24 protein-coding genes and 1 tRNA gene are annotated in these 26449 nt (G+C 59.6%); 14 read left to right on the top strand and 11 right to left on the bottom strand.

The annotated features are described in order from the left end of the window. Window positions 1-44: 44 nt before the first annotated feature. The 5 genes from HGP14_RS26085 (at window position 45) to hflX (ending at window position 6355) form a co-directional block, all read left to right on the top strand. Window positions 45-2315, top strand: coding sequence for a sensor histidine kinase NtrY-like (locus tag HGP14_RS26085; protein WP_168832778.1), 2271 nt, complete (start codon window positions 45-47; stop codon window positions 2313-2315). Beyond that, window positions 2305-3669 carry a sigma-54 dependent transcriptional regulator gene (locus HGP14_RS26080; protein WP_168832777.1) on the top strand — a complete coding sequence of 455 codons (1365 nt, stop codon included), beginning with the start codon at window positions 2305-2307 and terminating at the stop codon, window positions 3667-3669. Before HGP14_RS26085 ends, HGP14_RS26080 begins: the two co-directional genes overlap by 11 nt. Window positions 3670-3732: 63 nt before the next feature. Next, a complete protein-coding gene (locus HGP14_RS26075; RefSeq protein ID WP_168832776.1) occupies window positions 3733-4596 on the top strand; it encodes a D-amino-acid transaminase in 864 nt (287 codons plus the stop codon). Window positions 4597-4706: 110 nt separating this feature from the next. Continuing rightward, the gene (hfq, locus tag HGP14_RS26070) at window positions 4707-4949 is read left to right on the top strand and encodes an RNA chaperone Hfq (RefSeq protein WP_003539403.1); all 243 of its coding nucleotides are present in this window, start codon (window positions 4707-4709) and stop codon (window positions 4947-4949) included. A gap of 77 nt (window positions 4950-5026) precedes the next feature. Then, a complete protein-coding gene (hflX, locus tag HGP14_RS26065) occupies window positions 5027-6355 on the top strand; it encodes a GTPase HflX (protein ID WP_168832775.1) in 1329 nt (442 codons plus the stop codon). A 6-nt stretch (window positions 6356-6361) separates the two neighbouring features. Here hflX and HGP14_RS26060 read toward each other — a convergent pair whose 3' ends face one another. From HGP14_RS26060 to HGP14_RS26050, 3 genes are all read right to left on the bottom strand, one after another. Continuing rightward, window positions 6362-7051, bottom strand: coding sequence for an isoprenylcysteine carboxylmethyltransferase family protein (locus HGP14_RS26060; protein WP_168832774.1), 690 nt, complete (start codon window positions 7049-7051; stop codon window positions 6362-6364). Window positions 7052-7139: 88 nt separating this feature from the next. Next, complete coding sequence (mazG, locus tag HGP14_RS26055; protein ID WP_168832773.1) at window positions 7140-7973, bottom strand: nucleoside triphosphate pyrophosphohydrolase; 834 nt, start codon at window positions 7971-7973, stop codon at window positions 7140-7142. Window positions 7974-7979: 6 nt separating this feature from the next. Continuing rightward, on the bottom strand, window positions 7980-8567 hold the full coding sequence (locus HGP14_RS26050; protein WP_168832772.1) for a deaminase: 588 nt from the start codon (window positions 8565-8567) through the stop codon (window positions 7980-7982). 248 nt (window positions 8568-8815) lie between these two features. On the opposite strand from HGP14_RS26050, the gene cysG reads away from it, so the two are divergent. From cysG to HGP14_RS26025, 5 genes are read left to right on the top strand one after another with little or no spacing between them, the layout of a single operon-like run. Continuing rightward, window positions 8816-10252, top strand: a complete 1437-nt coding sequence (gene cysG / locus HGP14_RS26045) for a siroheme synthase CysG (protein WP_168832771.1) — start codon at window positions 8816-8818, stop codon at window positions 10250-10252. 2 nt (window positions 10253-10254) lie between these two features. Beyond that, entirely contained in the window at window positions 10255-10569 is a 315-nt protein-coding gene (locus HGP14_RS26040; protein ID WP_168832770.1) for a DUF2849 domain-containing protein, read from the top strand. Window positions 10570-10577: 8 nt separating this feature from the next. Next, window positions 10578-12248, top strand: coding sequence for a nitrite/sulfite reductase (locus tag HGP14_RS26035; protein WP_168832769.1), 1671 nt, complete (start codon window positions 10578-10580; stop codon window positions 12246-12248). 10 nt (window positions 12249-12258) lie between these two features. Beyond that, window positions 12259-12771, top strand: coding sequence for a DUF934 domain-containing protein (locus HGP14_RS26030; RefSeq protein ID WP_168832768.1), 513 nt, complete (start codon window positions 12259-12261; stop codon window positions 12769-12771). A gap of 37 nt (window positions 12772-12808) precedes the next feature. Beyond that, window positions 12809-14020 carry a UbiH/UbiF family hydroxylase gene (locus HGP14_RS26025; protein ID WP_168832767.1) on the top strand — a complete coding sequence of 404 codons (1212 nt, stop codon included), beginning with the start codon at window positions 12809-12811 and terminating at the stop codon, window positions 14018-14020. Here HGP14_RS26025 and HGP14_RS26020 read toward each other — a convergent pair. Continuing rightward, entirely contained in the window at window positions 14000-14950 is a 951-nt protein-coding gene (locus HGP14_RS26020; RefSeq protein WP_168832766.1) for an AEC family transporter, read from the bottom strand. The genes HGP14_RS26025 and HGP14_RS26020 overlap by 21 nt on opposite strands. 45 nt (window positions 14951-14995) lie before the next feature. Further along, window positions 14996-15745, bottom strand: a complete 750-nt coding sequence (locus HGP14_RS26015) for a cytochrome c biogenesis CcdA family protein (RefSeq protein ID WP_168832765.1) — start codon at window positions 15743-15745, stop codon at window positions 14996-14998. Window positions 15746-15940: 195 nt separating this feature from the next. Between HGP14_RS26015 and HGP14_RS26010 the strand changes: the two genes are divergently transcribed. Together HGP14_RS26010 and HGP14_RS26005 are read left to right on the top strand one after the other, a co-directional pair. Continuing rightward, window positions 15941-16016 (top strand) — tRNA-Lys (locus HGP14_RS26010). A gap of 286 nt (window positions 16017-16302) precedes the next feature. Further along, on the top strand, window positions 16303-18270 hold the full coding sequence (locus HGP14_RS26005; protein ID WP_168832764.1) for an acyltransferase family protein: 1968 nt from the start codon (window positions 16303-16305) through the stop codon (window positions 18268-18270). 710 nt (window positions 18271-18980) lie between these two features. Here the strand turns inward: HGP14_RS26005 and HGP14_RS25995 are convergent. Further along, window positions 18981-19475, bottom strand: coding sequence for a hypothetical protein (locus HGP14_RS25995; RefSeq protein ID WP_168832762.1), 495 nt, complete (start codon window positions 19473-19475; stop codon window positions 18981-18983). A 372-nt stretch (window positions 19476-19847) separates the two neighbouring features. Between HGP14_RS25995 and HGP14_RS25990 the strand changes: the two genes are divergently transcribed. After that, a complete protein-coding gene (locus HGP14_RS25990; protein WP_205927343.1) occupies window positions 19848-20612 on the top strand; it encodes a membrane-anchored protein in 765 nt (254 codons plus the stop codon). On the opposite strand, the gene HGP14_RS25985 is transcribed toward HGP14_RS25990, so the two are convergent. Genes HGP14_RS25985 through HGP14_RS25970 form a run of 4 tightly spaced genes read right to left on the bottom strand, consistent with a single transcriptional unit; the run spans window position 20578 to window position 24107 of the window. Further along, window positions 20578-21552, bottom strand: a complete 975-nt coding sequence (locus tag HGP14_RS25985; RefSeq protein ID WP_168832761.1) for a mitochondrial fission ELM1 family protein — start codon at window positions 21550-21552, stop codon at window positions 20578-20580. The genes HGP14_RS25990 and HGP14_RS25985 overlap by 35 nt on opposite strands. Window positions 21553-21577: 25 nt before the next feature. Beyond that, window positions 21578-22270, bottom strand: a complete 693-nt coding sequence (locus HGP14_RS25980) for a glycosyltransferase (RefSeq protein WP_168832760.1) — start codon at window positions 22268-22270, stop codon at window positions 21578-21580. A gap of 51 nt (window positions 22271-22321) precedes the next feature. Next, window positions 22322-23173, bottom strand: coding sequence for a 3-deoxy-manno-octulosonate cytidylyltransferase (locus HGP14_RS25975; RefSeq protein ID WP_168832759.1), 852 nt, complete (start codon window positions 23171-23173; stop codon window positions 22322-22324). Between the two features lie 10 nt (window positions 23174-23183). Beyond that, on the bottom strand, window positions 23184-24107 hold the full coding sequence (locus tag HGP14_RS25970; RefSeq protein WP_168832758.1) for a glycosyltransferase family 8 protein: 924 nt from the start codon (window positions 24105-24107) through the stop codon (window positions 23184-23186). Window positions 24108-24305: 198 nt separating this feature from the next. Between HGP14_RS25970 and HGP14_RS25965 the strand changes: the two genes are divergently transcribed. Continuing rightward, window positions 24306-25385 carry a polysaccharide pyruvyl transferase family protein gene (locus HGP14_RS25965; RefSeq protein WP_168832757.1) on the top strand — a complete coding sequence of 360 codons (1080 nt, stop codon included), beginning with the start codon at window positions 24306-24308 and terminating at the stop codon, window positions 25383-25385. A 13-nt stretch (window positions 25386-25398) separates the two neighbouring features. Here HGP14_RS25965 and HGP14_RS25960 read toward each other — a convergent pair whose 3' ends face one another. Beyond that, window positions 25399-26403: a YihY/virulence factor BrkB family protein gene (locus tag HGP14_RS25960; RefSeq protein ID WP_168832756.1), complete on the bottom strand. Its 1005-nt coding sequence runs from the start codon at window positions 26401-26403 to the stop codon at window positions 25399-25401. Window positions 26404-26449 lie beyond the last annotated feature (46 nt).

Below are 26449 nucleotides of genomic sequence, written 5' to 3'. Positions count from 1 at the left end.
TGAATCCTGGGATGGCGGCCTGTGCCGCTTGGAGTGACGACTTGATGAAGCGGGATGCGGCACCGGCTGCGGCAGACAGCGATACGGTTTCGACCGTCACCGATCGCCGGGCGCTGTTTGCTTTGCCCGGTCTCGTCCTGGCAGGCGGCGCCTTGCTTTGCGCGACGCTGACACTCTTCATCCTGCTCGGCGTGACGCCGATCGACCCGACCACCCGCGTCGTCATCACCTCCGTCGTGGTGAATTCTTTCTTCGTACTGGGGCTAATCGCGCTGATCGGGCGCGAGGTTGTGCGGCTGCTGAAAGCCCGCTCGCGCGGCCGCGCGGCGGCCCGTCTTCATATCCGTATCGTCGTCCTGTTCTCGCTCGTCGCCATCACCCCGGCGATTCTCGTGGCGATCTTCGCCAGTATCACGCTGAATGCAGGGCTCGACCGCTGGTTTGCGCTGCGCACCCAATCCATCGTCAGTTCCTCCCGCAATATCGGTCAGGCCTACATGATGGAGAACGCCAGCTATCTGCAGGGCCAGACGATTTCCATGGCTAACGACCTGGAACGCAACAGAGTTCTCTACAATCTCGACCGCACGGGCTTTGCGGACCTGATGACGCGCCAGGCGCGCGGCCGCGGCCTGCTTGGGGCGTTCCTCGTCGAGAGTGACGGCACGGTCATCGTTCAGGCGGATATCAAGACCGAAAAGCCCTTGCCGGCAATTCCCCCGGATGCACTGCAGAAAGCCGCGGCAGGACAGCCGACCCTCATTCCGCCGGGCGTGACCAACCTCGTCGGCGCCATTATCAAGCTGGAGCAGATCCCGAGCGCGTTCCTCTACACCGTGCGTGCCGTCGACCCCAAGGTCATGGGCGCGATGCGCATGATGGAGGAGAATGCGACGGAATACCGCTCGATGGAGGCGGGACGCGTTTCCCTACAGATCGCATTCGCTGTTCTCTATATCGGCTTTGCCTTGATCGTTCTGCTCGCGGCTATCTGGACGGCCATCGCCGTTGCCGACCGGATCGTTCGCCCGATCCGCTTGCTGATCACCGCTGCTGACAGCGTGGCCTCCGGCAATATGGACATTGTCGTGCCGGTGCATGCGGTCGACGGCGACGTTGCGAGCCTGTCCCGCACATTCAACAAGATGATCTCGGAAATCCGCACGCAGCGTGATGAGATTCTGGAGGCAAAGGACGAGGTCGACGACCGCCGTCGCTTTATCGAGGCTGTCCTGTCGGGTGTGACCGCGGCGGTGATCGGTGTCGGGAGCGACCGCCGGATCACGATCGTCAACAGCTCCGCCGAGACGCTGATGACGCTGTCTGCGCCCGACATGCTCGGGAAGCAGCTGAATGAAATTGCGCCCGAGGTCGATCAGGTTCTCACGGAAGCAGCGTCGCGCTATCGCGGTGACTTCCGCAAGCAGATTGCGCTTGTACGCGGCGGAACGGTGCGAACGCTCAGCGTGCAAGTTACTCGCGAGGAAGTTCGAGACACTAGAGATTCCTACGTGATCACGCTCGACGACATTACGGATCTCGTGATTGCGCAGCGCTCGACGGCATGGGGCGACGTGGCGAGGCGCATTGCCCACGAGATCAAGAATCCGCTGACGCCGATCCAGCTCTCCGCTGAACGCATCCAGCGCCGCTACGGAAAGCAGATCAATCAGGACGACCGCACGGTCTTCGACCAATGCACCGACACGATCATCCGGCAGGTCGGCGATATCGGCCGGATGGTCGATGAGTTCTCGGCGTTTGCCCGCATGCCCAAGCCGACGAAAGAGCCTAGCGACCTTCGCGAGATCCTGCGCGATGCCATCTTCCTGCGTGAGATGGGCAATGCCCATGTGACCTTTCTTCAGGAATTCGGCGACCAGCCGCTGAAGGGACTGTTCGACAGCCGCATGTTGGGCCAGGCCTTCGGAAACCTGATCAAGAATTCGGTCGAAGCGATTGAGGCCGTGCCGAGCGGAGAACGCGAGGAGCGCAAGGTTCTTGTGCGGGCGTCGCTGGATGAGGGACGGGACCGGTTCACGGTCGACGTCATCGACAACGGCCGCGGTCTGCCGGTGGAGAACAGGCACAGCATCCTGGAGCCGTATATGACCATGCGCGACAAGGGCACCGGGCTCGGCCTCGCGATCGTCAAGAAGATCATTGAAGAGCACGGCGGGCAGCTGGAACTGCACGATGCGCCCACAGATTTCGACCAGGGAAGGGGAGCCATGATCCGCGTGCATCTGCCGCGCATCGACCAGACCCCGACGACCCCGGCATCAAGTGACAAGGAAAGTGTTTATGGCCTCTGATATTCTCGTCGTCGATGATGAGCACGATATCCGCGAGATCGTCTCCGGCATTCTCTCGGATGAAGGACACGAGACACGGACTGCGCACGACAGCGACAGCGCGCTCGCCGCGATCTCGGATCGCGCGCCGCGGCTGATCTTTCTCGATATCTGGATGCAGGGCAGCAAGCTTGACGGTCTTTCCTTGCTGGACGAGATCAAGGTCCGTCATCCCGATATCCCAATTGTGATGATTTCGGGCCACGGCAATATCGAGACCGCCGTTTCCGCGATAAAGCGCGGCGCCTTCGATTTTATCGAGAAGCCATTCAAAGCTGACCGCCTCATCCTGATCGCTGAACGCGCGCTGGAAAACTTGAAGCTGAAGCGCGAAGTGTCCGAGCTAAAGCGCCGGGCTGGCGATGCGGTTGAACTGATCGGTACTTCGGTCGCCGTCTCGCAGCTTCGCCAGACGATCGAGAAAGTCTCGCCGACCAATAGCCGCATCATGATTTCCGGCGCATCCGGCTCCGGCAAGGAGCTGGTGGCGCGCATGATCCATAAGAAGTCGGCGCGGGCCAACGGGCCGTTCGTTGCGCTGAACGCTGCGAATATCACGCCGGATCGCATGGAAATCGCGCTGTTCGGTACGGAAGGCTCGCCCGGCCAGGCGCGCAAGGTCGGAGCGCTGGAAGAGGCCCATCGCGGCATCCTTTACCTTGATGAAGTCGGCGAAATGCCGCGCGAGACGCAGAACAAGATCCTGCGGGTGCTCGTCGACCAGCAATTCGAGCGGGTTGGCGGTTCGAAGCGCGTCAAGGTCGACGTTCGCATCATCTCGTCGACGGCTTACAATCTCGAAAGCCGGATTGCCGAAGGCTGGTTCCGCGAAGATCTCTACCACCGCCTTGCGGTCGTTCCCGTTCGGGTTCCCGCACTGGCGGAGCGGCGCGAGGATATCCCCTTCCTCGTCGATCAATTGATGCGTCAGATTTCCGAGCAGGCGGGCATTCGTCTGCGTCGTATCGGTGACGATGCGATGGCGGTGCTGCAGGCACATGACTGGCCGGGCAATATCCGCCAGCTGCGCAACAATATTGAACGTCTGATGATCCTTGCGCGCTCGGATGGCCCGGACGCGCCGATCACAGCCGACATGCTGCCCACGGACCTCGGCGACATGCTGCCGAAGGTCTCCACCAAGAATGATTACCACATCATGACCCTTCCGCTGCGTGAAGCCCGCGAGATGTTCGAAAAGGACTACCTGATCGCGCAGATCAACCGTTTCGGCGGCAACATTTCGCGCACGGCGGAATTCGTCGGCATGGAACGCTCCGCGCTCCACCGCAAGCTGAAATCGCTCGGCGTCTGACTGCTGCCGGCGCGGATATATTGCGCCGGCCCCCTCGTCCATTGCCTCACAATCAGGTTTCCCATGCCGAGAATTTCCTACGTCAATGGTCGCTACGTACCGCACGCCGACGCAGCGGTGCACATCGAAGACCGGGGCTACCAGTTTGCCGACGGCGTCTACGAGGTTTGCGAGATACGCCACGGCTACATCGTCGACATGACGCGCCATCTTGACCGGTTGAACCGCTCGCTTGGCGAGTTGCGCATCGCCTGGCCGATGAGCCGTGAGGCGATGATCCATGTCATTCGCGAAACGGCGCGGCGAAACAAAGTGCGAAACGGCCTGTTCTATATGCAGGTGACGCGCGGCGTCGCCCGCCGTGACCATGCCTTTCCGGCTGAAGGCACCAAGCCTTCATTGGTCATCACGGCCAAGAGCACCGATCCGTCGGTTATTGCAAAGAAAAATGCAAACGGCATCAAAGCGATCACCGTTCCCGAGAATCGCTGGGATCGCGTCGACATCAAGACCGTCGGCCTTCTTTCCAATGCCATGGCCCGGCAGCAGGCGAAGGAGGCCGGCGCTCAGGAGGCGATCTATGTTGACACCGACGGCTTCGTGACAGAGGGGGCTGCGACCAACGTCTGGATCGTCGACGCGGACGGTACGCTGATCACCCGGCCGGCCGAGCATGGCATACTGCGCGGCATCACACGCACGACGCTGATGGATGTCGGGGCGAAGCTCGGCCTCCGAATCGCCGAGCGCAACTTCACGGTTGCCGAAATGCTGGCGGCGCGCGAGGTTTTTATTACGGCCGCCACAAGCATTTGTTTTCCCGTAGTTTCCGTCGACGGGAACACTATTGCCAACGGCCATCCTGGCACGATCTCGCAGAATATCCGCGAAGCCTTTTTCGACGTTGCGGAAAAGATTGCGATTTGATACCAAGATTTGCTAGGCGGAAGGGATGAGGGTTACCAGCCGCCTTGCAGGAGATGTTGATCAATATTCACCGGCACGATCAAGCCGGCAATAAAGAAAGAAGCGGCGCGATGGCGGAACGTTCTCAGAATCTGCAGGACTTATTTCTCAATACTGTTCGCAAACAAAAGATTTCTCTCACAATTTTTTTGATTAATGGTGTAAAGCTCACGGGCGTTGTCACTTCTTTCGACAATTTCTGCGTTCTACTTCGCCGTGACGGGCATTCGCAACTCGTGTATAAGCATGCGATCTCGACGATCATGCCGGGCCAGCCGATGCAGATGTTCGAGAGCGAAGAAGCAGCGTCCTAACAGGATCAGCCGTCATTTCGACACGTGATACCAAGAATGATTCGATCATCCCGGAGCATCAGAAACTTCGGGATGACATGCGAGCGACCGTCGTCGTTCCTGTACTAAAGCAGGCGCGGGGCAAGGCCGCGCCCCTTGATGGCGCCGCGACCCGCTCGCCGGAGAGCCGCGTCGAGGAAGCGACGGGTCTTGCGGAAGCAATCGATCTTGATGTCGTTAGCGGCTTCATCGTGCCGATCGCCGATCCGCGCCCGGCAACGCTGCTCGGAACCGGCAAGATCGAGGAGATCAAGGCGCAGCTGGATGCGAATGATTCCGGTCTCGTCATCGTCGATCACCCGCTGACGCCGGTACAGCAGCGCAATCTGGAAAAGGAATGGAACGCCAAGGTCATCGACCGGACGGGCCTCATTCTTGAAATCTTCGGCCGGCGCGCCTCCACGAAGGAAGGTACGCTGCAGGTCGATCTTGCGCATCTGAACTATCAAAAAGGCCGTCTGGTCCGTAGCTGGACCCACCTTGAACGCCAGCGCGGCGGTGGCGGCTTCATGGGCGGCCCCGGCGAAACGCAGATCGAAGCCGACCGCCGTCTGCTGCAGGATCGAATTATCAAACTGGAGCGCGAGTTGGAGCAGGTCGTGCGCACCCGCCAGCTTCACCGGGCCAAGCGCAAGAAGGTGCCGCATCCGATCGTGGCGCTGGTCGGTTATACCAACGCCGGCAAATCGACGCTCTTCAACCGCATTACGGGAGCAGGGGTCCTGGCTGAAGACATGCTCTTTGCCACGCTCGATCCCACGCTTCGCCGCATGAAGCTGCCGCATGGCCGCACCGTCATCCTGTCCGACACCGTCGGCTTCATCTCTGATCTGCCGACGCATCTTGTCGCGGCTTTCCGCGCGACGCTCGAAGAGGTGCTGGAGGCCGATCTGATCCTCCACGTGCGTGACATGTCGGATGCCGACAATCCGGCGCAGAGCGCGGACGTCCTGCGCATCTTGAACGACCTTGGTATCGACGAGGCCGAGGGCGCCAAACGCATCATCGAAGTCTGGAACAAGATCGACCGCCTGGAACCGGAAACGCACGACGCGATGGTCCTGAGGGCCGCAGGCGCCGAGAACGTCGTCGCCGTTTCGGCGATCAGCGGCGAAGGTATCGATGGCCTGATGCAGGAAATCAGCAAACGGCTTTCCGGTGTCATGACCGAGACGACGATCCGGCTGCCGGTGGACAAACTGGCGCTACTGCCATGGCTCTACGAGCATGCAATCGTTGACGGCCGCGAAGACAATGAAGACGGCAGCGTCACGCTGGACCTTCGACTTTCGGAATCCGAGGCCGCGGAGCTGGAAGGGCGGATGGGCCACGGCCCCAAGCCGCCGCGTGAGGATTGGGAACGGTAGGCCTCGTCAGTAGACGAGTGGGACGAGCCTGTATCTGACCCGTTCGCAGTAGGCGCCGTATCCAGGAAGATCGGCGGACAGGTACTTCTCTTCGTCCAGCAATCGCGTCACCAGCCCGCCTATCAGGAACGGCACGACGATCAGTCCCCACCATGATCCGAGGCTGAGTGGCGCGCCGAGGAAAATCAGCAGGCCGGCCGTGTACATCGGGTGCCTGATGATGCCGTAGAGACCATTCGTTACGACGATCTGACCCTTCGCGATGCCGATTGTAGCCGAGGCGAAGGAATTCTGCCGAAAGACGAACAGGCAGCCCACAAAACCGAGAGCGGTTAGAAGATTTCCGGCGATGACGAGCGCGATCGGCATTGAAGAGCCCGCGAAGCGATTCTGCAATCCGGAAACCGCATAGAGAGCCAGCATCGCGACGCTGTTGAATGCCTGAATACGCTTTTGCGCCGGCTGCTGCTCCGAAGCTGGTCCGGAGTTCAGTCGCCGTTCGGCAAGCGTGGGGTTGTATTTCGCGAGATATGCGCCAATGGCGCCGGTCCAGACCGTGAAGTTTGCGAGGTAAACCCAGGCCTGCCAGTAGTCGACCGTGCCAGCGCAAGCAAATATCAGCGCCGCCAGGAAGATTATGAATAGCACTGTGCTCCGGGTAAGGCGGGCGCCGAGCCCGGTCGGTCTCTCCTCCATGTCACCCTCCCGATCTCTTGGTGCCGGCAGCGCAGCGGCGGGCACGACAAGCCTTCGACCGGACGCGGTCGGTTCAATAGGGCCGACGCTAGCCGATTTGCCGCTCGATCGCCTTGGCCGCCTGCCAGATCTCCTCCATCTGCTCCAGCGATGCGGCTTCCAGCGTTTCGCCTTCTGCTTCAAGAGTCATCTCTATGTGATTGAACCGACGCCGGAATTTCCTATTGGTGCCGCGAAGCGCCTGCTCGGGATCGGCTTTGACGTGCCGGCCGATATTGGCGATGGCGAAGATCAGGTCGCCGAGCTCGTCGCTGACCTTCGTCTGATCGCCATCCTTCAGCGCCGCGCGCAGCTCTTGGATTTCCTCCTCGATCTTGTCGAGGATCGGCTCCGGCGCCGACCAGTCAAAGCCCACCTTGGCAGCGCGTTCCTGCAGCTTCAGCGCTTCGGTGAGCGCCGGAAAGCTGCGCTGCACGGACCCGAGAAAACCTGCTTTGAAATCCTCGGAGAGGCCGCGCTTTGCCCGCCGCTCCGCGCGCTCGCGTTTCTCCGCCTGCTTGATGTCGTCCCACTGCTTCTTCACGAGTTCCGGCGTGTCGGCATCGGAGCGCGCAAAGACATGCGGGTGGCGCCGGATCATCTTGCGGGTGATGGCTTCGACGACGTCACCGAAGGAAAATTCGCCGGCCTCCTCGGCCATGCGCGCGTGGAAGACCACCTGAAGCAGCAGGTCGCCGAGTTCCTCACAGAGATCGTCCATGTCGTTGCGTTCGATCGCGTCGGAAACCTCGTAGGCTTCCTCGATCGTGTAGGGCTTGATGGTCTCGAAGGTCTGGACGACGTCCCAGGGGCAACCGCCCTCGGGATCGCGCAGGGCCGCCATGATCTCGATCAGGCGCGAAATGTCTTTGGAAGCTTCCATGATGGCTCAGTTCAGTGGGATCTCGTTGGCGCTTTTCGACGCTTGATAGGTATTCGACAGGGCATCGTAGCGTCCCTTGATGCGGGCAGTCTGTGCCTTGAGGCTCTCTTTTAAGGCAGGCTCTTCGGTTTCGACAAGGTCGGCAATGGCAAAGCTGCTCCAGAAGGCATTCTGCCGCCGGTAGCCGCCTGGCTCAAGGCCGAAGACCTCTTTCAGAATCTTGAGATCGTGCGGGATGGCGAAGCTGTCGCGCGAATCTTCATGGCTGAAGAAGTAATAGAAATTGTCGAAGCCGGCCCAGGTAATTGCCGACATGCACATGGTGCAGGGTTCGTGCGTCGACAGGAAGATCAGATCCTTGGTTGGCGGCTTGTCGTTCAGTTCGTAGAACCGCTTCAGCGTATGCACTTCGCCATGCCAGAGAGGGTTCTCGAGCTCGTTGTTGGTTTCCGCCACCACGAGCGAAAGATCCGATTTGCGCAGGACTGCGGCCCCGAAGACCTTGTTGCCCGAGGCGACGCCAAGCTCAGTCATCGGCAGGATATCCTGTTCCATCACGTCGAGCAGGCGCGGCGCGATCGTTTTTGACGGCATGGCTTTCTCCTTCTGCCCAAACTCTATCCCGCCCGGCCTCGAAGAAAAATGCCGAAATGCCAGATGGACGTTTTTGACCACAGGCTTTATATTGCAATGCAGCGACAACGGCGTCGCTCGGGCGACTTTTCTCAAATCCGTGGCATGCAGGCAAAAGAATACGCGGTCAGCGTAGGCTTTCGAATTTCTGTTTCTTCAACGTCTTGCCCCTTACGGGCATATTGGCGCAACTTCGAAGTGGAATGATAATGCCTTCCAAGAGCGAACAACTATCGGTGTTTCCCGCCTTCTTCCGTGTGGAAGGTCGCGCAGCAGCCGTTTTCGGTAACAGGGACGAGGCCTTTGCGAAGGTGCGCCTGTTGCTGAACACGCAGGCGCGGATCGTTGCCTATGCCGATCGCCCAGAGGCGGATTACCACGCGTTCCTGATTGCCAACCGCATCGAGACCGTCAGGGCTTCGTTCTCGCCGGAACAGGTCGAAGGCGCCACACTCGTTTTTGCCGCGACTGGCGATGCGGCTGCGGACCGCGCCATCGTCGATGCGGCGCGCGCTGCCAGAATCCCCGCCAATGCCGTCGATCAACCCGATTATTGCGATTTCTTCACGCCGGCGCTGGTCAACCGCGCCCCGGTCGCGGTTGCGATCGGCACCGAGGGCGCGGGTCCGGTCCTTGCGCAGATGATTCGCGCGCAGATCGATCAGTTGCTTGCGCCGTCGCTCGGCCGTGTCGCCGAGTTGGCGATAAGCTACCGCAAGACAGTCGAGCAACTCATTCCGCGCGGCGTCTCGCGCCGGGTCTTCTGGCGCCGGTTCTTCTCCGGCGCTGTCGCGGATGCGGTCGCCAACGGCAATCTGCCGGAAGCGCGCCGTGCTGCCAGCAACCTGCTGCAGGCGACGGATAAAGTCGAAGGACGCGTCTGGCTCGTCGGCGCCGGTCCGGGCGCCGAAGATCTGCTGACGCTGCGCGCCCAGCGCGTGATGATGGAAGCCGACGTCATCGTTTTCGATGCTCTGGTGCCGCAGGCGATCGTCGACATGGGCCGCCGCGACGCCGAGCGTCTTTCCGTCGGCAAGCGCAAGGGCTGCCATTCGAAGTCGCAGGAAGAGATCAACGATCTGCTCGTCCAGCTTGGCCGTGAAGGTAAGCGTATCGTGCGCCTCAAGTCCGGCGATCCGCTGGTCTATGGCCGTGCGGGCGAGGAAATGGCGGCGCTGCGGGCAGCCGGTATTGCCTACGAGGTCGTTCCGGGCATCACCTCGGCATTCGCTGCGGCGGCCGATTTCGAACTGCCGCTGACCTTGCGCGGTGTTGCATCCTCGCTGGTCTTCACGACCGGCCATGACCTGACCGGCGACGTATTGCCCGATTGGGCAAGCCTTGCCGTGTCCGGTGCGACGATTGCCGTCTATATGGGCCGCACCGTTGCGGCGTCCGTTGCCGAACGGCTGATGACGGCGGGCATTCCGGCTGAGACAACCGTTGCCGTCATCGAAAATGCCAGCCGTCGCGATCGCCGTCTGCTGCATGGCATTCTGCGCGATCTTCCCGACCTGCAGCATCGTGACGAGTTGACGGGACCCGTCATGGTCATTATCGGCGATGCGGTTGCGGGCGCCAATTTCGAACTGTCCGAACCGCTCGTGCGCCACGCGGCGACGGCGCCGGAATTTGCAAGGAGCTAAAGATGGTCGACAAGGTTCTGACCGCCAACAGGTTGACGGACGGCGTGGCCGTATGGCTGAACGCCGGGGGCGAATGGGTGACATCGCTGCAGGAAGCACTGGTCGCCCGGCACGCCGAGGCCGAGGCTGCTCTGGAAGAGATCGGCAAGAAATCCTACGCCGACAACAAGGTCGTCGATGTTGCCGTCGTCGAGGTCCAGGAGACCAACGGCGTGCTCTGGCCGCTCCGCCTTCGCGAGCGCATCCGCGCCCAGGGTCCCACTATGGAATACGCGCCGGGCTACAAGCCGGCCGATCCCGAATTCATCGCAGTCTGAGGAAGCTGATGTACCGTTACGACGAATTTGACCACGCCTTTGTCACCGAGCGTGTTGCGCAATTCCGCGATCAGGTTGAGCGCCGTCTTTCCGGTGAGCTCGCCGAGGACGCGTTCAAGCCGCTGCGCCTAATGAACGGCGTCTATCTGCAGCTTCATGCCTACATGCTGCGCATCGCCATCCCCTATGGCACGCTCAGCTCCCGCCAGCTGCGGATGCTCGCCCACATCGCCCGCACCTATGATCGCGGCTACGGCCATTTCACGACCCGCCAGAACCTGCAGTTCAACTGGCCGAAGCTTTCCGAGATTCCGGATGCCTTGGCCGATCTTGCAACCGTCGAGATGCATGCGCTGCAGACGTCCGGCAACTGCATTCGCAACGTCACTGCCGACCATTTTGCCGGCGCTGCCGCCGACGAGGTCGCCGACCCGCGGCCTTATGCGGAGATCCTGCGCCAGTGGTCGTCGGTGCATCCGGAATTCTCCTACCTGCCGCGCAAGTTCAAGATTGCCGTCACGGGTGCCGAGCGTGACCGCGCCGCAATCCAGGTTCACGATATCGGCCTGCACCTGAAGAAGAACGACAAGGGCGAGCTCGGTTTTGCCGTTTATGTCGGCGGTGGCCAGGGCCGTACGCCGATGGTCGCCAAGCTGATCCGCGACTTCCTGCCGGAAGAGGACCTGCTGTCCTACACGACCGCAATCGTGCGCGTTTACAATCTGCACGGCCGCCGCGACAACAAGTACAAGGCTCGCATCAAGATCCTGGTCCACGAAACCGGCGCCGAGGAACTGGCGCGTCAGGTCGAGGCAGAGTTCGCGCAGTTGAAGGACACCGAGCTGAAGCTGCCGGAAGCAGACGTTCAGGCGATCGCAGCCTACTTTGCACCGCCCGCGCTTCCCGAACGCGCCGAGGGCTGGGAGAACCTTGCCCGCTGGAAGAAGGCCGACCCCGCTTTCGCCCGTTGGGTGCAGCAGAATGTCGCCCCGCACAAGAACCCCGACTACGGCATGGTGACGATCTCGTTGAAGCCGATCGGCGGCATCCCTGGCGACGCTTCTGATTCCCAGATGGATGCGATTGCCGATCTTGCCGAGGAATATGCCTTCGACGAAATCCGCGTCAGCCACGAACAGAACCTGATCCTGCCGCATGTGGCGCTTGCCGATCTCGAGGCCGTCTATCGCGGCTTGGTCGGCATCGGTCTTGCCGAAGCCAATGCCGGCCTCATCACCGATATCATTGCCTGTCCGGGGCTGGACTATTGCGCGCTCGCCAATGCGCGTTCGATTCCGGTCGCACAGGAAATCTCCAGGCGTTTCGGCTCGCCCGAGCGTCAGGCTGAGATCGGTGAGCTGAAGATCAAGATCTCCGGCTGCATCAACGCTTGCGGGCATCACCACGTTGGCCATATCGGCCTGCTTGGCGTCGAAAAGAAGGGTGCCGAACTCTACCAGATCACGCTTGGCGGTTCCGGTGACGAGCACACCTCGATCGGCGAAATCATCGGCCGCGGTTTCGAGCCGGATAGGGTAACCGACGCGATCGAAACGATCGTCGACACCTATCTCGGGCTCCGCCAGAGCCCATCGGAAACCTTCCTTGCCGCCTATCGCCGCGTCGGACCGCAGCCCTTCAAGGATGCGCTCTATGGTGCGGCTGCGGAAGCGGCTTGAGGAGACGACGATGACGAAGATCTGGAGAGAAACGGGTTTTGTCGCCAACGATCCGTGGGTGATCGAAACCGACGAAGTCAAGGCCACCGGCGACCAGCAGCCGCTGCTTAGCCTCGACGAGCTGATCACGAAGGCCGAGGCGAGCAATGATGTTGGCCTCGGCGTACTGATCAAGCCGGCCGACGACGTGCGCAGGCTTGAGCCATACCTCTATCGCCTCGAGATCGTTGCCGTCGCGTTCCCGGCGTTCAACGACGGGCGCGCCTTCAGCCACGCCTCGCTGCTCCGCCAGCGGCTGGGCTACACCAATGAGCTGCGCGCCGTGGGCGACGTTCTGATCGACCAGATCCCGCTGATGCTGCGCGTCGGCGTCGACAGCTTTGCCGTCACGAACGAGACCGCGCTGAAGCGGCTGGCCGAAAACCGCCTGCCGGGAATTCCGCATCATTATCAGCCGGCTGTGCGTGACGCCGAGGCTGGCAAGGGCTATAGTTGGCGCCGTCAGGCGAGGCCGGCCGCGTGAGGCCGGCTCGCCGTCATCTGATGACGGAAGCGATGCAATGAAACATTTCGAAGTGGCGGTGATCGGCGGCGGTCTCGCCGGAATGGTGGCTGCGGTCGCACTTGCCCGCGGCGGCCGCAACGTGGCGCTGATTGCCCCGCCTTCACCACAGGAAGACCGGCGCACGACGGCGCTGATGGATCAATCAATCCGCTTCCTCGATCGTCTCGCGCTATGGGACAAGCTGCGGCCCGAGGCAACACCGCTCACCAGCATGCGCATTGTCGACGGTACGAACCGACTGCTGCGCGCGCCGACCACGACCTTCCGGGCGGCTGAAGTAGGCCTCAATGCTTTCGGCTATAACCTCTCCAACAGGGCGCTGGGCCGGGTGCTCGAGGCCGCCGCAGCTGCCGAAGGCAATATCACCCGCTTCACCGCCTTTGCCGAAAGCATTGATGTCGGCGAAGACGCCGTTTCCATTACACTGGCAGACGGCGAGACCGTTCCGGCTGATTTTGCCGTCGGCGCCGACGGCCGTAACTCGAAGCTCCGCGAGACGGGCGGCATTGGTGTTCGCAACTGGTCCTATCCGCAATCGGCCGTGGTGCTGAATTTCAGCCACTCCCTTGCGCATGAGAACACTTCCACCGAGTTTCACACCGAGCATGGGCCCTTCACGCAAGTGCCGCTGCCGGGTAACCGGTCGAGCCTCGTCTGGGTTCAAAACCCGCAGGAGGCCGCTGCGAAGGCGGATTTGCCGCTGGAGGAACTAAGCCGCGCGGTCGAGGAGCGAATGCAGTCGATGCTCGGCAAGGTGAGCGTCGAGGAAGGGGTTCAGGTCTGGCCGCTTTCGGGCATGATGGCGCATCGTTTCGGCAAGCGGCGGATGGCGTTGATCGGCGAAGCCGCGCACGTCTTCCCGCCAATCGGTGCTCAGGGCATGAACCTCAGCCTGCGCGACATCATGGCGCTGACGGACATTCTCTGCGACCGCGCCGAACTGCCGATCCCGGCCGATTCGGGCGACCGGTTCGACCGCAAGCGCCGCGCCGATATCATGAGCCGCACGCTCGGCGTCGATCTCCTCAACCGGTCGCTTCTCTCGGATTTCCTGCCGGTGCAGATGCTACGCGCCGCCGGTCTCCATTTCCTATCGGCGATCCCTCCGCTTCGCGGCATCGTCATGCGGGAGGGCATCGAGCCCGGCCGCGGCTTCCGCGATATTCCGGCTGCGTTCCGGGAAAAGCTACGCCGGAAGAAAGCCTGACTTTATCGCGATCAGGAACAGCGACACCGTCACGACGGAAAGCGCCGTCGTGATCAGGATCGTCGCGGAGGCGCGCTCTTGCCAGACATGGTATTGCTGGCCGATGACGAAGACATTCGTTGCCGTCGGCAGCGAGGCGAGCAGCATCGCGGCATAGATCCAGACCGGCTCGAACCCGCCGACGAGCGTCAGCGCCGCATAAACCACGAGCGGATGCACGATCAGCTTCGCCGGAACGATGTAGCCGATTTCCGCCGGAACCCGTTTCAGCGGCCTGAGCGCCAGCGTTACGCCCATCGCAAAGAGGGCGCAGGGCGCCGCCGCCTGCGCCAAATAGTCGACGAGCTGCCGGAGCGCCGGAGGCTGGTCGAAGTGCAGCGCGGCGGCGAGAAATCCGGCAGCGGTCGAAAGAATGAAGGGATGCAGGGAAACCTTCCTGACGATGTCGGCGGCAATCTGCCCGCGCGGGCGCTGGTCGTCGCCCGCTGCCGCCATCATCGCCGGGGCGACAATGAAATGCATGGCATTTTCCACGCAGACGATCAGCGCGACCGGGACGGCGGCGCTTTCGCCGAAAGCGAGCAGTGCCAGGCCAGGCCCCATGTAGCCGATATTGCCATAGGCTCCGGCGAATGCCTGGATCGTCGACTCATCCATCCGGTTCTTTCTGATCCGGCGGCCGACGATGTAGATGAGGACGAAGATGAAATAGGTGGCCGCGAGATCGGTCGCGATGAAATCGATCCTGGTGAGATCTTCGACCGGTGTGCGTGAGACAAGCTTGAAGAACAGCGCGGGCAGGGCGGCATAGATGATGAAGGTATTGAGCCAGCCCAAAGCCTCGGCGGGCTGTTTGGTCACCTTGGCGGCAATATAGCCAATGAGGATCAGGCCGAAGAAGGGCAGGAGCAGGCTGATGATGTCGGTCACTGGACCGTCCAATAATGTTGCAGTGCGAAGCGAAGTGCTTTCGGATTAACCGATCTGCATCAGGATTGGAAAGGTCTCCTGGAACCAGATTGCGGCTTGACTGATGAAGCCGAACATGAATGCCAGCCCTGTCAGCACGAGAAACGCCCCCATAGCCTTTTCGACCGTGCCGAGATGCCGGCGGAAGCGCGTCAGGAAGTTCATGAAGGCGCCGGAGAAGCCGGCGGCGATCCAGAAGGGAACCGCAAGCCCGAGCGAATAGACGGCGAGCAGTCCTGCGCCGGAGCCGACAGTTTCGCGCGACGCCGCGACACCTAGGATTGCGCCGAGCACCGGGCCGATGCACGGCGTCCAGCCGAAGGCGAAGGCAAGACCCATGATATAGGCGCCGGTCAGCGTCGCCGGCTTGCCGCCGCTCTGGAAACGCGCCTCGCGGGCCAGCAGCCCGATTCGGAAGACGCCGAGGAAATTCAGTCCCATGACGATGATGATGAGCCCGCCGATCTTCGCCAGAAGATCGAGATGCTGGCGCAGCAGCATTCCGATGCTGGAGGCGCCGGCGCCGAGCGCGACGAACACCGTTGCGAATCCGAGCGTGAAGAACAGCGCTGAAAACAGCACGCCGCGGCGTATATCAGGCGCGACAGCGACAGTATTGCCGCCCCGGAACTGTTCGACGGAAACACCTGCCATATAGCAGAGATAGGGCGGAACGAGGGGGAGCACGCAGGGAGAAAGGAAGGAGAGGGCGCCCGCAAGCAGGGCACTCAACAGGGAAATATCGGCAATCGACACGCATTCTCTCCGGCTGCAATCAGGTCGATGTCGTAGCGCCGCGACCAGCCGATTGCCAATCACCTTTTCGCGCTCCGGCAAGAAATGTGCCTAACATGGCCAAAAGGAAGATTTTTCGGTTGACCGCATCAGGTCGCCTGCCTATGTTCCGCGCACTTCCAGCCGGGGCGCTTTTTTTTGCCTGAGGCAACAAGGGAGAGCGTAGCTCAGCTGGTAGAGCAACTGACTTTTAATCAGTAGGTCATGGGTTCGAATCCCATCGCTCTCACCAATAAACCAACAGCTTGGTGAGTGGTTGTTTTGCTGGTGGTAAACGCCTGGCTGCACCATTCGTAAAATTCACCACGGCCTGCCGGTTACAGTCATGGTTAGCGGTCCGCCCATCACACCATCATTCTGCCCTGGGGGTGTCTTATCAACCCGTGACCCGTAGGAGTGACTTTCGGGTGGTCCGCGTGCGTTGTCCTTTGACGAGCCAGTCTTATCAAACATCTGCCATAGGTCCAAGCGAGATTGGTCTCCAATGTTCACAGGTGTTTCCTACAGGCCGGAGTTAGATGGCCTGCGCGCAATCAGCGTTGGCCGTTGTTCTGTACCACGCTGGTGTGGGTGGATTTGCGGGCGGCTATGTTGGCGTCGACGCGTTTTTTGTCTTGTCAGGCTATTTCATGGCAACAATGATCCTGCGGGACCTCTCGCAGGGGACCTTTTCGATCGTCGACTTCTATGTCCGGCGGATGAGGCGAATTTTGCCTGCGCTGTTCGTCATGGTGGCGGCAATCTCGGCGCTTTCGTTCTGGCTCTTCATGCCAGAGGAACTGACTTACTATGCGCGTAGTGCACGGGCGACGGCGCTCTTCTATTCCAATATCCAGTTCGAACGCGAGAGTGGCTATTTCGACTTGGCAGCGAAGACAAAGCCTCTCTTGCACACCTGGTCGCTTTCTGTAGAGGAGCAATTCTACCTCATCTTGCCCCTCGGGCTGACGCTTCTTTTTCGGATCAGGAAAGGCTTGATACTTCCGGCCTTGGTCCTTGCTCTGACAGCGTCTCTCGTCTGGAGCCAACTGGAGGTTCAGGTCGATCAGACAAAAGCATTCTACCTTTTGCCATTCCGTTTTTGGGAGTTGATCCTCGGCTCATTGATCGCGGTATACAAGCCCGCCCTGAACCCCGCGGTCGCTGAGGTGATGCCATGTCTCGGCATTGCGGGCCTGCTTTTCTCCGCGATGGCCTACTCTGAAACGACGGCCTTTCCCGGGCTCACCGCGCTAGTTCCTTGCCTGTCGGCGGCGGCGATCGTCGCTTTCGGTCATCAATCGAAGATGGCAAAAGCATTGCTTGGCAACGCGCCGATGGCGTTCATCGGCGGGATATCCTATTCCATTTATCTTTGGCATTGGCCAATTATCATCTTCCTTCCGTACTTCTACGAACCGGCATCCACGGGAACAGCCGTTGGACTGGTCATCGTTCTTTCGCTCCTGTTCGGCTTAGTGTCTTGGCGTTTCGTAGAGCTGCCGTTCAGATTTGGTTCGCTTGCGGTCAAGAAGCCCAAATATGCTTTTGTCATTCTGACGGCCGTTGTGGCATTTTTTGTTTCAGTCAACGCTTTCATCATCAGCAAAGACGGCCTTCCTCAGCGTCTAAAGGGAGAAGCCTCGCGGCTGTACACAGCCAAGCACGACGGCAGCCGGTTTCTCGAGCCCGGCTGTTTCGCCGATCCCGATGGGCGAGGACTTCTGGCGGTAGATGTGCAAGGTGGAAAAATTTGCAGAATGGGAGCACCGACAGCTCGTCCAGAATTCATCCTTTGGGGAGACTCCCATGCGGCGGCGATCGCCCCCGGACTGGACATCGCAGCTAGCAGAGCAGGTATCAGTGGCGTCTTTGTGGGAAGCGCCGGATGCCCGCCCTTCGCTTCAGGCGGCCTCATAAGACCCGATAGGGTCGGCCGCTGTGACGGGTTTAACAAAGCTGTGCAGGCGTTTGTAAAGGAAAGCGGGATAGGTCACGTTTTGCTGGCCGCTTATTGGAGAAAGTACCTTCCCAAGTCGGATTTGCCGAACCAGAGTGTGCAGTCTGAGCCGCCAGCGACTTCAGCTTCCAACGAGTCTGCCGAGCCGGTAAAGGCGCGCCTGCTCGACCACATCAGGGAACTGCAAGCAATCGGCGCTGAAGTGTCGCTAATCATGGATGTGCCAGAGATGGGATATGCGGTGCCGGAACACCTTGCGCGTCTTTCCATGCTCGGAAAAACCCCTCAGCTGGAGATACCCCGGGGATCCGTTGATGCGCGACAGGCTGTAGCGCGGCGCCTGCTTGACGAAGTTGCCAAAGAATTGGACGTCAACGTCATAGATCCTTTGCCATCTCTTTGTGACGACCATTCATGCAATGCGACAGCCGGTGGTATCGTCCGGTACAAGGATGGCGATCATCTTTCTGCATCTGGTGCAGAATCAATATCGTTCGTCTTCGACACGGTCTTGGCAGGCATGCGCGACCGCATTGCAGCTCACTGAACCGCGCCGTGTGGCGCATTCTAAGCATATCCGCAATGTCGGCAGCCTCCTTATAGAAAGACGTGAATGCAGACGCATCCTAATTACGTGCCGGGGGTCTGGGCATTCGGCATGGCCTCGTGCCGGACGGTTTATAGACGCTAAAAGCAAAGACCGCCGTTTCCGGCGGCCTTTGCTTTTGGGTGGCTGTTGAACTGTGGATATGCGAGCCCGCAAAGCCCCCGACAGCTCCCGTTCACATCAACGCCACCTGGGCTCTCGCTTCACGTTGTGCAGCAGCTCGCAGGCCGTTGCAAATGGACCGAACAGCTTGAGCAAGCGAGCCTCTTCCGTTTCACAGATACGTTGCCGCTTGGCGAACTCCTTCACGCACAAAACGCTCGTGGCTCCAGTGCTCGCGTTGTTCGGCTCAACTCGCTGCATATGCTACTCCTCCTCACGTTGATGGTGAGACCCTACTAAAGACTAATTTAGAAAGAAATAAAATAAGACATGAAGGTATGGGAGCGTACGGTACCGGACCAAGCCCAAATCACACTACTCAAATAGAATGCCGCGAGTCCTGCGGCCGGATCAGGATTGGCGGGGAGTTGACTGCCGCCGACTGACGGTCGAGTTTGCTGCGCTAAGTTCCGACATCACCGGACAGCCTTGACAGTCCTACACCCACGGCAAGCCTACGGGAAATACGAGGAAAGGCGTCGTTGTATCTATCGCAGCTCGGACATGCTTGTCACCAGCCTTATTCCGGTCTCTCGCGATAGCTCCGGCTCCGTGGTGACAACATTGGGGAAGCTGCTGAGCTTCTGCAGCACGTACCGATCCTCATCGATCTGCTTTCTTTGCTTTCCGACCTCGTTGTAGGAATGCCCCATTTTCACAACCGAGATGCCGGATAACACGACCGTTGGCACGCCCAGGAACAGCGCATAACAAACGCTGGCGACGCCATTCGTTGCCTTGCCATAGCGGCCAATGTCCTCAGGGATGGAGCCGACGATCCGGCGGACGATCGCATCACGCTCATCCTTGGTGGCCCGCTTGAGGCTGCCGACCCTGACGGCCGGCTTCATCCAAAGCCGAAGATGCATCATGAACAGCGGAGCGGTGTGAAACCAAAGCAGTCCGCGGGTGCGCAGCCGCGGATGTTCTTTCCAGGTTTTCCTCCGCTTGCGTATTGTCAGATCGGCTGGTCCCAGGCTCAATATTTCCGCCGTCCGGCCGGCGTTGTTGATGTCGACCCGGGCGCAGTTTTGCAGAATGTCCGATGGGAGAGTAGGCTCCGGTGCCGAACCCAGTATGAGCCAGGGCCGATCCAATATTCCCAGCTTCGTAAGCCAACGTTGATGTTCGAACTTTATAGTTTCTAGCGTGGCTTCGTCGGGCGAGCGTGATTTTCTGCTGCCTTTGACGCTCTTTAGAGCCGGGTCCATCGCCATCGCAACTAATTCCGTTTTATCGTGTGCCTGACATATATTATCGAATACTACATTCAGTTTGAAAAAGGTATCGACGTTCGCTGCGGGCGGCCGTGACGCTGGCTGAAAACGATCGAATGATCGGAAGGAGATGAGCGGTTGGGGACCGTGCGCCGGAAATTGTTCGAGGCAAAACAGTGGCTTTACCGCTTCATCAAATACCAGTGGGTAAGGCCAAAGCCGTGGGTGGATCCGACACTCGCTGGTAAGAAGGTGGTGGTCGTCGGTTCTGCGCCTGTGGCATCCAGGCCGGTGGGCTTGGATGGCTCATATCGCCTGATCACGATCAATGCGGCGCAGCAGGCGCTTGAGCGATGGGGGATTTCGAAGCCCGACATCACCGTCATGATGTTCAACCAGATCGAAGGCGAAAACACCAACGCCCGCGAGGTCCGCAGGGTCCTTCAAGCCAAACGCACAGGCACGCTCTACTTGATGCTGTGGAGGCATGCCCTTTCGCGGCTGGAGGCCGGATTGAAGCGGTTTGACTACGGCTACGACGAACTTCAGATCATTGACCGCTATCGGCGCGTTGCGCTGGTGCGGGCGGTCAGCGGCATCCTCAACTTTGAGCTGGATGCATCAACGAAGTACTCGAATGGAGTGATTGCCGCGATGCTTGCGCTTCATAGCGGGGCTTCGTGCGTTATCCTGAGCGGCATCAATCCTCGCTCCAGCGGTCACGCCTATAACAGCGAGAATCTCGTCCGGATGCATGGCGATACCGACTTTCAGATGCTCAAGAAATTGATGAGCCTCCGCTGCCCAATTTATACGGCAGACCCGGAAGTCGCGGAAACGACGGGCTTGCCGTTATGGCGGGGAGAGCCTAGCGAGCAGGAAGGCTCATTTCGTCGCGGATGATGGCGGACAGCCTCGCAGCTTCATTCAGCGGTTCGTAGTCGTAGGGTTCGAGGCTTCCTTCGAAAGGTCTTGTAAGCCGAAGGGTCTGCTGCAAGTCGCTGTGGAAGCGCTCGAACTTCTCCAGACGCGGACCTTGGATCTTGGTGAGGTCCAATGAATAGACCGGCTTTCCGGATGCCAGTGCTTCGCACGGCATGGTGATGGAGTCCTTCGCGATGAGATAAGCGTCCGCGGCGGCAACAAAGTCGAGATAGGGATTTGGAAGTGTCCCGTCCCAAACCTGGACGCGGTCGCTGCGGAGCCTCAGCAGCTGTTCAAGTGTTGCCTCACTCGACCGGCGCGACGTGGAAACCAGCACGCGCCAACCTTGCTCCTGGAGATGCGTCACGGCGCCCACGATCGAGTTGAGTGCCAACGGGTCATACTCGTAAGCACCATTCGCCCCACCCACAAAGACACCGGCAACCTTGCCGTCGTCCGGCGAATAGGTCGCTCGCGCAGACGCACGCCGTTCTTCGATCACGTGGGGACTGAGCCGGTGCGGCACCCCAACCATCGGGAAGTAGTTGGATCTGCTCGAGAGCTCGTCGGTCCAATCATGGCGCGAAACGAAGACGTAGTCGTAGCCTTCGATCTCCGGTCTCTGCAGATGGATGGCGATCGGCCGATTGCCGAACGCACGTTTGGCCTTGAGAACCGGCTTCTCCGGCCGGTATCCGCAAGAAATCAGGATGTCCGGTTCAGGCTCGGAGCGACGGAAGATCGGCGGCGCGAGCAACCGCTTCAGTCCATGGCGCGGAACGATAATTTTTTCCAAGGGAGTGGGGTCGAAATAACGCCCCACACCGAGGCACTGCGAAAGAGTGCCTATCTTCTGCTCACTGACCGCCCATACCCGGAGAGGGCGCTGAAGGACGGGCGGGTCATAGGTCGATTCCATGTCTGCTCAACGCCGGACTGAGCGCTCAGTTTGCGCGCTGCTGAACGAACAATACCCGGTCCCTTGCTGCGAACCATTCGTCGGCATAGTCGTCGTTCTTGTACTCCTCGAAGTAAGGACCGCCATCGGTAAAGTGAACGAGCTTGGCATCATTGCGCTTTTCATATTCGTTGACGAGATAGTTCCAGGTCACCGGAATACTACCGATCAGGTCATCGTTCTCAAGCCATTTGAACTGATGAAGCTGCAGCCCGGTCGCAGTATTGACGTACTCGGGGGAGAGTGCGCGGCATTTGTCGTTGTTGAACATGACGAGGCTCGACCAGTTCTTTTTCTCATACTTGGTTTGCGTCTGACCCAGGAATTTTGTCTCCACCTTCGGCGTGTAATTATGCTTGACGCACATCGCGGCGTAGCGCTCGTCTCGCAGCGACCACAATTCGGCAATGTCGGCGCGAGCAAGCATGTCGCAGTCCATGAAGATGCTCCAGCCCCTAAAGCTGCTTAGATAGGGGGTCAGAAATCTCGAGAATGAAAACTCTGTTGATTGAAGAGCATTGCGCTCGCGGGTGAAAATGCCGCCCAGATTCGACAAGACAATAGGGCTGAACTCAACGGGGAGCGTGGATCTCTCCAGGATGCTTTGCGATAAAACATGATAGGCGACTGCTTCTTTTGTATCGAAACCGATGAATATCCGAATCGTTTCCTGATCCATCTGAGTGCCTCTCGCTGGTTTGTCCGCTCGGTAGGCTGTTGCCAGCCCGACTCATGAATTCGGGTCCTTCTTCAGTCGGGCTTGCTCCCGCTGTTTTCGTGTCTTGGGTCTGATGCGACGGAAAAGGGCATCCAGACCTCGCTGGAACTTCGTCACCGACATCAGCCGATCGATCTGGTCGTTCGCGCTGTCCTGACGTTCCGCCAGGACTGCGGTCATCTCCATGAGCAGTTCGGCAGGGGGCATGTCTGGAAAGCTCTTCAACAAGGCAGCGGCTCGTGTGACGTCACCGTCCTGATTGAATACCGCGATCTCTCCTCTTTTGGCACAAAGCCGGAGGAAGACCTGCTCGTAAGTCCAATCGTGAACGTTGAAGACTTTCCATGTTTCGCCCCTTGTTCCCGAAAACCCCGCAAGCACGATTTCTGCGGCAGGCTGGAGATCGCGAAGCCACAGCGTCAGGGCAAAACCGCTCGTCGGTATTTTTCCGGCGGGGTAATCCTTCGTCAACGAGGTGAGATCCAGATGATAGACTTTGGCACCTTCAAAAGCCGATTTGGGGCTGAATTGCTCTGACGGTGCTACGCGAATGTTGACGATGCCTACGAGCGCCTCTTCTGGAAAGAAGCTCAGGACATCTTTCACTTCCTTGCGATGGACAATGTTGGCGCCACTTGTCCCGCTTCGCGCCACCAGCAACGAAGGCCTGTCAAAACTTCTGTTAAGGACCTTGTAGACCTTGTTGAAGAATACGAAGAGCGCTGACTGGGGAAACGCTTCCGTAAGCCGGAAAGGTTCGGTGCGGTCGCTGTTTCCGACCAGAACGATGTGCGAAAACGATGAGAAGAACTGCCGCCATTCGTCCCTCTCTCTAAAATTCAGCGGCATTGGATTTGAATTCATCGACCAGCCACTAAGCGCCCGTGGGGCGCATGCCGCCCTTGAAATACGATTTGACCTTTTTCGCTCTCGCCAGCCCGCCGACGGTACTCCCGACGTACAAGGCGAAGTCGCCCAAATCGCGTGCGGGAGAGCGGCATTCGCAGAATTCGGACCATGGAGTTCCACTCAGAAGGTCCGAATACTGGCCCGCGAATTTGCGATGGGCCCAGTTTATCGAATGCTGCCAGGGTTTGCGCCGGCCGGTAAAATGGACAACAGCGGGATCTGAAACGAAGGGCAGCATTCCGGTCTGTACGTTCCAGCGGAATGGCAACGGAAGCCAGGTTCCCTGGAACGCAACGTTGAGAACGTCCTGATCGTTCGCGTCAAATTTTGCGTTTGGCCGTTCGATCAAAGCGCGCGCACGCGCCAGCAGCCCTTCTGAAAGACACTTCTGCCAGTCAAATAACAGCACGCCGGCATTGAAGTATCTTGGCCCGAACATCAGGCCAAGCTTCTGTTCTCTCCTCCGTGCCTTCTCCGGGAAAGCCATGATGTAGTCATCGACCGCGCCAAGTGCCTTGCCTTGGAGGTCTGCCGTGATGAGGTCGCCGACAGGCGCCGCTGCGAGTATGTCCGCGTCGACGTAGAGTACGCGCTCGAAGGAAGCTGAAATGAGCAGGTCGATGAAGAGGCGGGCGAGGGTTGCCGGAGGCCAGCGTCCCGAGGTGGCTGCAAGGCCAGGTGGTTCGCTGTAAGTGACGATTTCGATATCCATCCCGTTGGCTTCGTTGAATCTGCGAATATCGTCGTGGGCGCTTTGCTGTAAGTCGATGCCAATCAGAATATACTTCGTGTCGGCGCGGGAGTTCTTCTGGAAGACGGAAAGAAGCGCGCAGATCGCAGCTGGCATCATTCTCATGTCAGCGCAGGTTACCACAGCATAGCGAAACATTCAGTTCAGGCCTCAAACGGTTCCTGCGTGACTCACTTATTCTAAATTAGCGCATGTATATCTTCTAAATGAGAATATGTACAACTAGAACCAGGCGGGAGACATTCAAGTTCCGTGTTGATAGCTTCTGTTTCGTGGAACCTACGGCGCGGGCTGCGTGAGGCGTATCGCTGCTGGCGAGCCGGAGAGGGATGGGCGATGTCTGACAGCAAGGCGATCTTGATCAACGACACATCCACGAAACCGCATCTGGGCTGCAGGCTTGTCGTATCGCAGATCGTCAAGCTTGCTGCCTCACACGGCATACAGGTCGTAGCGACATCGTCCGTTCATACGGACTGGCGCACACAATCTGCTCTTCAAGATGAAATGAGGAAGGCAGATCTCGTCATCGTTAATGGCGAGGGGACACTCCACCACTCAAGCAGGCAAGCCAAGGCACTGGCGGACGTGGGACCGTTCTGCCGCAGTGCCGGAGTTCCGAGCATACTCGTCAATTCGGTTTACGAGGAGAACGACGATGCCATAGCGCGCGCCTGTGAAGCATTCGACCGCATTTACGTCAGGGAGTCACGGAGCGCACACAACGCCAGGCTCGCCGGTTTGAAGGTGGAAGTCGTACCGGACCTGACATTGTCCAGTCGCGCAATGAGTTCGTATCGGTCATCCTCAAGGGGCGGATCGATGGTCGTGACGGACAACGCCAACAGCGAACGGAACAAGCAGCTGCTTGAGCATGCTCTCCGGCGCCGAGATGCGTCCTACCTGAACCTCAACACCTGTGAGCCCTCGAATCCATTTCTCGACAAGTCGGCCCGGCCTTTCGCAGTTTTCATGCCGGATGGCGTCGCCGATGAAGCGCCGGCCCCGCGTCAACCGCAACGGATCGGATATCGCGCCTTTCGCAAGTCGGTCTTCCGGCCGCTGATGGCTTCGCGCATGGCCATGATACGGGACACGACACGCTTCCGCCCGGCCGCTGACATCCTGACCACGATAGCAGAGGCCAAGGGTTTGATTGCCGGTCGGTTCCACGCCGCCTGCCTGTCATTGATGGCGGGAACGCCCTTTGCATCCATGGCATCCAATACTTCGAAGACGCGCGGTATGCTCGAAGATGCGGGCCTTTCCCAGTTCCTGGCTGGAGATCCGGCCGCCGCTTTCCAACTGGCGACGTCCTGGCGGGAGCAAGACAACATTGCAGCGGCTGCCTATGTCGCCAGGGCCGAGAGAGATGCGCTCGAGATGTTCAACGACATCGCCTCGTTGGCCCGATAGGACCGCAGGGCTTTCAGTCTTCGTCGGAGGTCTTGCCGAGCGTGTCGGCGACATATGCGCCTCGTTCTCCCATCGGCCGAGGCTCGCCTGTAGTCGAGTCGTGCGCTGTCTGGTGTTCAAGTTCGGCGTTGAGCATAGCGCCGACAATCACGATGATCGTCGATATCCACATCCAGACCATGAAGCCTATCAGCGCGCCGAGCGTGCCGTAAGTGGCGTTATAGTTGGCGAAGTTTTCCAGGTAGTAGGAAAACAACATCGAGGCGCCTAGCCATAGGAGTGTGCTGAACACCGCTCCCCAACTCAGCCAGTGAAACTTCGCATGCTCGCGGCTCGGCCCGTAATGATAGAGCAAGGTGATGCCCGCACCGGCAGACGCGAGGATCACGGGCCAGCGTGCAAACCTTGCCAGCTGCTCCTCCCACCGATCGAGCCAGAGGTATGAGAGGACTGCGGGAACCACGCCGATGGCGGTGATCAGGACGACTGCGATCAGCAGCGCGCCGAGCGTGAACGCCAAGGACATCAGGTTCAGCCTGACAAGGCTTCGCTTCTCGGCCTCGCCATTGGCGACATTCATCGCCTCGAACAGCGCCTTGATTCCACTGTTAGTGCTCCATAAGGCGACGACCAGTCCGACGACGAAGGCGATGCTTAACGATGACGTTTTCTGCTGGGCGAGCGCGTCGAGCTGCGTGAGGATGATATCAAGGGAGCCGGGAGGCAGCAGGCCCGACAGGAAATCGATATGACCAGCGATCGTCACCGGGTCAGCGACGAAGCCATAGAGCGAAACCAGCGCGGCGAGCGCCGGAAACAACGCCAGCAGCAGGTAGTAGGTCACCCCTGCCGCAATCAACATGACGCGATCGTCGATAATTTCAGCGACGATGCGCCAGAAGACATCCTTCAGCCCCTTCAGCGGAATCTGATTGGGGGTATCGGCATCTCTTCCCCGGCCCTGTTCATACGCGTGCGGAACATTTTTTCCTGTCGCGCCAGTCTCCCGTGCCGCCATTGGTCAACTCCCGTGACGGGACCGCTCGGGTCCCTTCCGGCGATCT

Origin of the sequence: Rhizobium sp. P32RR-XVIII, from assembly GCF_012641395.1 — a bacterium.
Taxonomy (GTDB): Bacteria; Pseudomonadota; Alphaproteobacteria; order Rhizobiales; family Rhizobiaceae; genus Rhizobium.
The sequence above is the reverse complement of the archived record's forward strand: the minus strand, read 5'-3'. Positions and strand labels throughout refer to the sequence as shown.

Excerpts from the sequence above, each read along its gene's own strand:
- HGP14_RS25960 (WP_168832756.1), bottom strand. The coding sequence starts at position 26,403 with ATGGCGGCACGGGAGACTGGCGCGACAGGAAAAAATGTTCCGCACGCG.
- HGP14_RS26080 (WP_168832777.1), top strand. The coding sequence starts at position 2,305 with ATGGCCTCTGATATTCTCGTCGTCGATGATGAGCACGATATCCGCGAG.
- HGP14_RS26035 (WP_168832769.1), top strand. The coding sequence starts at position 10,578 with ATGTACCGTTACGACGAATTTGACCACGCCTTTGTCACCGAGCGTGTT.
- HGP14_RS26085 (WP_168832778.1), top strand. The coding sequence starts at position 45 with ATGAAGCGGGATGCGGCACCGGCTGCGGCAGACAGCGATACGGTTTCG.
- HGP14_RS26025 (WP_168832767.1), top strand. The coding sequence starts at position 12,809 with ATGAAACATTTCGAAGTGGCGGTGATCGGCGGCGGTCTCGCCGGAATG.
- HGP14_RS26040 (WP_168832770.1), top strand. The coding sequence starts at position 10,255 with ATGGTCGACAAGGTTCTGACCGCCAACAGGTTGACGGACGGCGTGGCC.
- HGP14_RS26030 (WP_168832768.1), top strand. The coding sequence starts at position 12,259 with ATGACGAAGATCTGGAGAGAAACGGGTTTTGTCGCCAACGATCCGTGG.
- hflX (WP_168832775.1), top strand. The coding sequence starts at position 5,027 with ATGCGAGCGACCGTCGTCGTTCCTGTACTAAAGCAGGCGCGGGGCAAG.
- HGP14_RS26060 (WP_168832774.1), bottom strand. The coding sequence starts at position 7,051 with ATGGAGGAGAGACCGACCGGGCTCGGCGCCCGCCTTACCCGGAGCACA.
- HGP14_RS25980 (WP_168832760.1), bottom strand. The coding sequence starts at position 22,270 with ATGGATCAGGAAACGATTCGGATATTCATCGGTTTCGATACAAAAGAA.
- HGP14_RS26005 (WP_168832764.1), top strand. The coding sequence starts at position 16,303 with ATGGCCTGCGCGCAATCAGCGTTGGCCGTTGTTCTGTACCACGCTGGT.
- mazG (WP_168832773.1), bottom strand. The coding sequence starts at position 7,973 with ATGGAAGCTTCCAAAGACATTTCGCGCCTGATCGAGATCATGGCGGCC.
- HGP14_RS26075 (WP_168832776.1), top strand. The coding sequence starts at position 3,733 with ATGCCGAGAATTTCCTACGTCAATGGTCGCTACGTACCGCACGCCGAC.
- HGP14_RS25970 (WP_168832758.1), bottom strand. The coding sequence starts at position 24,107 with ATGTTTCGCTATGCTGTGGTAACCTGCGCTGACATGAGAATGATGCCA.
- hfq (WP_003539403.1), top strand. The coding sequence starts at position 4,707 with ATGGCGGAACGTTCTCAGAATCTGCAGGACTTATTTCTCAATACTGTT.
- HGP14_RS25975 (WP_168832759.1), bottom strand. The coding sequence starts at position 23,173 with ATGAATTCAAATCCAATGCCGCTGAATTTTAGAGAGAGGGACGAATGG.
- HGP14_RS25985 (WP_168832761.1), bottom strand. The coding sequence starts at position 21,552 with ATGGAATCGACCTATGACCCGCCCGTCCTTCAGCGCCCTCTCCGGGTA.
- HGP14_RS25965 (WP_168832757.1), top strand. The coding sequence starts at position 24,306 with ATGTCTGACAGCAAGGCGATCTTGATCAACGACACATCCACGAAACCG.
- cysG (WP_168832771.1), top strand. The coding sequence starts at position 8,816 with ATGCCTTCCAAGAGCGAACAACTATCGGTGTTTCCCGCCTTCTTCCGT.
- HGP14_RS26050 (WP_168832772.1), bottom strand. The coding sequence starts at position 8,567 with ATGCCGTCAAAAACGATCGCGCCGCGCCTGCTCGACGTGATGGAACAG.